The sequence below is a fragment of the Endozoicomonas sp. YOMI1 genome (genome assembly GCF_024606345.1).
Lineage (GTDB): Bacteria > Pseudomonadota > Gammaproteobacteria > Pseudomonadales > Endozoicomonadaceae > Endozoicomonas.
This window is the reverse complement of sequence record NZ_JAHHPM010000101.1, coordinates 1-5623: the sequence shown is the minus strand read 5'-3', so window position 1 is coordinate 5623 and position 5623 is coordinate 1. Positions and strand designations below refer to the sequence as shown.

General features: G+C 48.3%; 7 protein-coding genes. 5 read left to right on the top strand and 2 right to left on the bottom strand.

Annotated elements, in window-relative coordinates; genetic code table 11:
- Positions 1-237: 237 nt before the first annotated feature.
- Positions 238-1632, top strand: coding sequence for an FAD-binding oxidoreductase (locus KDK15_RS03685; RefSeq protein WP_257294012.1), 1395 nt, complete (start codon positions 238-240; stop codon positions 1630-1632).
- 131 nt (positions 1633-1763) lie between these two features.
- On the opposite strand, the gene KDK15_RS03680 is transcribed toward KDK15_RS03685, so the two are convergent.
- Positions 1764-2075 (bottom strand): TusE/DsrC/DsvC family sulfur relay protein, encoded by a 312-nt coding sequence (locus tag KDK15_RS03680; protein WP_257294011.1) that lies wholly within the window; start codon positions 2073-2075, stop codon positions 1764-1766.
- Positions 2076-2162: 87 nt separating this feature from the next.
- Positions 2163-2759, bottom strand: a complete 597-nt coding sequence (locus tag KDK15_RS03675) for an HNH endonuclease (RefSeq protein ID WP_257294010.1) — start codon at positions 2757-2759, stop codon at positions 2163-2165.
- 337 nt (positions 2760-3096) lie between these two features.
- Here KDK15_RS03675 and KDK15_RS03670 point away from each other — a divergent pair, with 337 nt between their 5' ends.
- The 4 genes from KDK15_RS03670 (at position 3097) to KDK15_RS03655 (ending at position 5398) form a co-directional block, all read left to right on the top strand.
- Positions 3097-3462, top strand: coding sequence for a thiol-disulfide oxidoreductase DCC family protein (locus KDK15_RS03670; protein WP_257294009.1), 366 nt, complete (start codon positions 3097-3099; stop codon positions 3460-3462).
- A gap of 17 nt (positions 3463-3479) precedes the next feature.
- Positions 3480-3935: a DUF3429 domain-containing protein gene (locus KDK15_RS03665; RefSeq protein ID WP_257294008.1), complete on the top strand. Its 456-nt coding sequence runs from the start codon at positions 3480-3482 to the stop codon at positions 3933-3935.
- A 35-nt stretch (positions 3936-3970) separates the two neighbouring features.
- Entirely contained in the window at positions 3971-4225 is a 255-nt protein-coding gene (locus KDK15_RS03660; protein WP_257294007.1) for a DUF3081 domain-containing protein, read from the top strand.
- Positions 4226-4345: 120 nt separating this feature from the next.
- The gene (locus tag KDK15_RS03655) at positions 4346-5398 is read left to right on the top strand and encodes an aldo/keto reductase (protein ID WP_257294006.1); all 1053 of its coding nucleotides are present in this window, start codon (positions 4346-4348) and stop codon (positions 5396-5398) included.
- Positions 5399-5623 lie beyond the last annotated feature (225 nt).

The window sequence follows — 5623 nt, the reverse complement described above, 5'->3', positions numbered from 1 at the left end:
CGCCGCAGAGTGACTGATCACTTAGTCAGAAAATATGATTTCATTTGGTTAACTATTTACTGCATCGTCGAACGCTTACGGTAAGAAAATATACCCCAAAGATCTGGGAGATGGTGGCTGACGGTAACGCATTGATTACAGCAAAATAAACGCTCGTCGATGGAACCTTTTACTGGGCGAGTTGTCAAAAATTAAAAAAACTGGTTTTTAACTACTTTTCTATTTCATGGAGGAAATATGCCTACGTTTTCTTTTATATTTACGTCAATATTAATCTTTTTCAGCGGTCAGCTCCGGGCTCAGGATACCCCCCCTGAAAATCATCACGAAGTCGTAGTTATAGGCGGTGGACTGATGGGCAGTGCCGCTGCCTGGCAGCTGGCCCGGGACGGTAAAGAGGTTATCCTGTTGGAAAAACAGGATCATGAATACAGCCAGGGTTCCAGCAAAGGGCTGACCCGTATTGCCAGAAGCAACAACCTGGCCAGAGATCTGTGGTCCTACCTCCATAACCGCTCGGTCCGTGAAACGGCAACGCTGGTCAACTTTCTCGGTAATCAAGGTTATGCTACGTCAATGTCTGCTGTCTACCGAACAACACCCGTCAGTTACATGGGGCGCCTGAAAGTTGCTGATGCCGTCATTACTTCCTCTGAACGACAAAAGGTCGACTACAAAATAGCCCTGACACCGGAAGAGGGAGCGGCAATGTTTGGTGTCCAGCTGCCGGAGGGGGTTTTTCTGCAACGTGAATTCAATGAGCATTCAGGCACAATGAATCCTGAAGGTCTTATTTCACTGCTGCACAAGGCTATTAAACTCAAAGGTGGTACAATTGTTTACAATACTTCCGTCAGCGATATTCAACGGCACGGTAACCACTACCTGATAGCCAGCGAAGACCAGCACGGTTCTGAACGGAGATTTACAGCCAGCCAGGTTGTCAGCGCTGCAGGTCCACACACCGGCCCATTACTCAGTGAGCTGGCTCCTTATATGGATAAACTGATCACGCCGAAGCGGGTATTTCTTGCTTTCCTGCAAATCAGTCCGGAAAAGTATCATCAGCTTGATGATCACGCCCGCAGTCAACTGAAACGCGCCTACCCGGTTATTAATAGCTCCGCTGGCACTCGGCAGGGCAGTTTCTATTCCATGTTTGAATATTCTGATGCAGATGGTAATCCGGTCATCAAGATCGGCGGCCATTTTCAGCGCAGCGACATCAACAACCTGGAGGATGTCTGGAACCAGAAGTTGTCCGTGGAGGAGATTCGCTGGAGCATTGAGAACACTGGTCGTTATTTACGCATGCAGGGGGTGCCGGTGAATGATGAGGATCTGCAACTGGTTGACGATGTTTCCTGTGTATACAGCCTGACCCGTTCCGAAGTACCCCTTGTTTCCCAGCTGGTCGCGCCATCCGGTGAAATGGATAGCAATTTTGTGGTGATGGCCGGAATGTCCGGAGTCGGTGCCAAAGGTGCCATGACCTACGGAAGAATTGCCGCCAACCTGCTTCATCAGGACAAGAGCGAAAATGATCCCGGTTATCTAGAGGCTGTTGAAGCTGTTGGCTTTACAAGACTCAAAGAGGATGTTGATAAATTGCACATAAGCCTGGAAAAATAACGCTCGTTATTGAGCTCCGTCAGTGTCATATTGAGCAGTGACCGGAGGTGATAACTGTCTTCAAATAGCAGGATTCTGTCGAGTTTTGAGGGGATTCCTTTCATTTTTCGGCAGAATGGCCTCTTTGAGGGTCAGAAGCAGTTGGTAGGACGTGGTAGTCCGGCAATTCGGGCGGCAACTCTGGCCGGACTTTCAGGAAAAAGCGTCATTAGATAGAGGCTGTTACCTTTGTCCTTGCCAAGGGTATTGGCAATATGTTTAACAAAAGGTCGCTGGTTGGGGGCCAGTTCATATTGTTGATAGAACGTCCGCAAAGCATCAATGACTTCCCAGTGCGCTGCAGTAAGTACAATACCCTCAAGCGCTGCCAGCTCCGTGGCTGCTTCGGTATTCCATTCGTCAAGGTTGGCCAGGTAGCCATCATTGTCGAGATTCAGGGGCATTACTGATTCCAATACAAAAAATGAACTGGGAAGGGATTTTACATCGGAGCCCTGCACATAGACAGGGGCTGTGGCATATCTTGCAATTCAAATGGGTTGTAATATTCCGGATGATTTATTGCGATTACGGCTCTTCCAGCGACAGTTTTTGGAAAACTGGGTTCTGAGATAGTCAGCCTGATCCGGCAGGATTCGCTGGCTGTTGACCAGGGCGAGATATTCGGCAGCATTGGGGCGATAGGGCAGGGCGATCAGTGACATCTTTGTGTTTTCCAGCAGTTTGTCACCTTTAAACTGATTACAGCGCCGACAAGCGGCAACAACGTTCATCCAGTCATCAAAGCCTCCCCTTGATTTTGGCACAATATGATCGCGGGTCAGCTCTTTTGTTTTAAAGAAGCGGCCACAATACATGCATTGATGATTGTCTCTTTCAAACAATGAGTAATTGGTAAGGGCTGGATTGTTTCGGCAGGGAAATAGGCGTTTACCGCCACAGGCAACGATACTGGGAAGCTCGATAATCGTTCGATCTCCAAGCCATCGGTTATAGCCGCCATGGATTCGGTAAATAATATCTCCCAGACTCCAGCGAACCAACTCTCTTGAGTAGAGGCATACTGTTTCCTGCCAGGTAAGCCACTCAACAGGCTGGCCGGCAGTATTCAACCGCAGAATATACACGACAGGGGCTCCCGTTTATCAGTCCCTGATAAAGGTCAACCTGACGGGCCATTCCCACTGACGATTAACACATCCGCTGAGCAGAGTTCTCTTTAACCGGGCAGGCCGCGCCGACCATAAAGGTCGTATGGTTAAGCATTTTATCGGCTCTATTATTCTGATTCGTATCCATTTCAGGCTAACACATTCATTCAGTAATAATAAACCCGGAGCAATGGAATGGTCTGATCCAGTCGGACTGACCATTCGTACAGGAAAAATTATGCGTAAAGAATCATTCTTTCATTGTGAAGGTTTCTGGCTAACCTTCACTGGTAAAAGCTGATTGAAGATATGTATGAAAGCTATCGTTTTTTACGATGGGGCTTGTCCCATCTGCCTGAAAACTCTTGCTCGCTGGAAGAATAAGCCCTATACCTGTGAGGTTGAATGGTTTGACATTACCGGTCAGCAGGATGCGTTGCTGGCCCGGGGCATTAGTCCGCAAAAAGCGCTGGAGCAACTGCATATTCTTTGTGATGACGGTACCGTTCTGACCAGTATGAACAGTTATGGTTTCCTGTTGCGCCATCTTCCCCATTGGCAATGGTTGGGGGAATTGATCACATTACCAGGAATCAGGCAATGTCTCACCTGGAGTTACAATGCCATCACCCGACGACGGCTGAAACGGGAAGGTCGCTATTGTGGGACAAAACTGTGAGACAAAAGGAGAATTCAGTGGATCGCTTTCAACGACTCATGTACTGGCTCGCCTGGTTTGGGATAATGCCTTTTATTATTACGCTGTCTCTATCCATCAGGGGGCAGTCTCTGTTTGATAACAGAGGGGAGCAACTGTTCATTATTTATTCCGTCATTATCTGCAGCTTTATGGCCGGTTCTTTATGGGGACAGGCCGTCTACAGTGAGAATCAATCCAGGAGCATAATTAAAGTACTGGCCAGTAATGCCATTGCTCTCTTGGTCTTCGGAGGGCTTCTGGCAGGGCTGGCGGATCATCAGATGCTGGTGTTACTTGCCATTGGCTATCTGGCAACACTGATTATTGAGTGCATTAATACAGAGCCTTTGGCCGATGGGCGGGTAAAGTCTTACCTGTCCATGAGAGCAATCGTCACCCTTGCGGTGTTTATATTGCACTGTTTTCTCTATGCCTCCCTGAAAATTACGTAAGCAGGGAGCCTTGCTTTTCTGAAGGAGTCAGTCAGGTGGATCAACATATCGATATTCAAAAATGTCTTTTGGCATTTGCCCGCATTTTGGACAAGGGAGAACAGGTTGCCGGGGGCTACCTCCTGGAAGGTGTTACCGCAAAGTCAATGGATGATGGCTATACCGTTATGCTGGGCAATAGGGATTGTCAGCTGTCCATCTATTTTCATAATAAATTCGGGATTGAATCCGCCAGCCAGAAAAGTACAGACGCCTTTATTAAGCTCCTTTACCGCATTGCCGAGCAATAATCTGCTGTTTTTGGCTATGTTCAAGGATCAGTTGGCAGCGTTGATTTGATTATTCTCCTGATTGTGTTTTTCTATTACTGTAATGCGCATTAACCCTCAAAAATACCGGGGAGTCGGTCAGTGAAAAAAATTAAACTGGGATGCAGTGAACTGCAGGTGACAGAGGTCTGCCTGGGATCCATGACCTGGGGACAACAGAACTCTCTAAATGAGGCTTTTGAACAGATTGACTACGCGCTGGGCCAGGGAATTAACTTTATCGATACGGCCGAGATGTATCCGGTCCCCCCTAATGAAGAGACCAGTGGTGAAACTGAACGGTTCATCGGTGAATGGATCCGGGCCAATCCGGGCAAGCGTGATGAAGTTATCATTGCCACAAAAATTGTCGGTGCGGGACTGCCGTGGATACGCAATGGCAGCCCAATCAGTGGTCAGCGTATTAAAGAGGCGGTGGAAGGTTCATTAAAACGTCTGAATACAGACTGTATTGATCTTTACCAGTTGCACTGGCCAAACCGGGTCTCTCCCCATTTTGCCAGACACTGGCCAGGGATGGTTCCCCATACGCAAGTGGAGCGAACGCGGCAGGAAGCGGAAATGCTGGATATCCTTCATGGGTTGGATGATTGCATTAAAGCGGGAAAGATTCGTTATTGCGGCCTTTCAGATGATACGCCCTGGGGTATTGGTGAGTATGTGCGGCTGAGCGAGAAGTATGATCTGCCCAGGATGGTATCTATTCAGAACGAGTTCAGCTTGATACATGCCAAGGACTCACCCTATGTATTGGAATCCTGTGTATTGAATGATGTCGCTTATCTGCCCTGGTCGCCACTTGGTGGCGGAGTGCTGTCTGGCAAGTACCGAAATGGCCAGATTCCGGCAGGCTCCCGATGGTCTGTTCAGCAGAGAAATGGTCACTTCCGTAATACCCCAATGACTCATAAGGCGATTGAAGGCTATCATGGGGTAGCAGAGCGCCATGGACTGTCTCTGGCGCAGATGGCACTGGCCTGGGTATACCAAACAGAGGGTGTCACATCGACGATTATTGGAGCCAGTTCACTGGCGCAGCTTAAGGAAAATATTAGTGCCTACCAGCTGAAATTATCAAAGGAGGTGCAGGACGAGATCAATGCCGTGTTCCGTCTATACCCGGTACCTTTTTAAAGCAATATGCCGTTGACGGCGTGTCTCCCAGCCAACTAGTTCAGAAAAAGTCCAGAAAAGCGCTAATACCCATGCAGCGCTCACTCTCCCATGTCTGCGTGGTAATGCAGACTTGAGCCTGCTGGCTGTGGAAAAACCTGTTTATGCCCGGAATCATGAAAGGTCCATTGTTGACATCAAAAGCTGGGGCTCGTTCCTCTCCAGTGATCAGCCTGCAGGTGAATT

What these genes read in the sequence shown, in the direction of transcription:
- KDK15_RS03685 (WP_257294012.1), top strand. Translation starts at nt 238, where the DNA reads ATGCCTACGTTTTCTTTTATATTTACGTCAATATTAATCTTTTTCAGC.
- KDK15_RS03680 (WP_257294011.1), bottom strand. Translation starts at nt 2,075, where the DNA reads ATGCCCCTGAATCTCGACAATGATGGCTACCTGGCCAACCTTGACGAA.
- KDK15_RS03670 (WP_257294009.1), top strand. Translation starts at nt 3,097, where the DNA reads ATGAAAGCTATCGTTTTTTACGATGGGGCTTGTCCCATCTGCCTGAAA.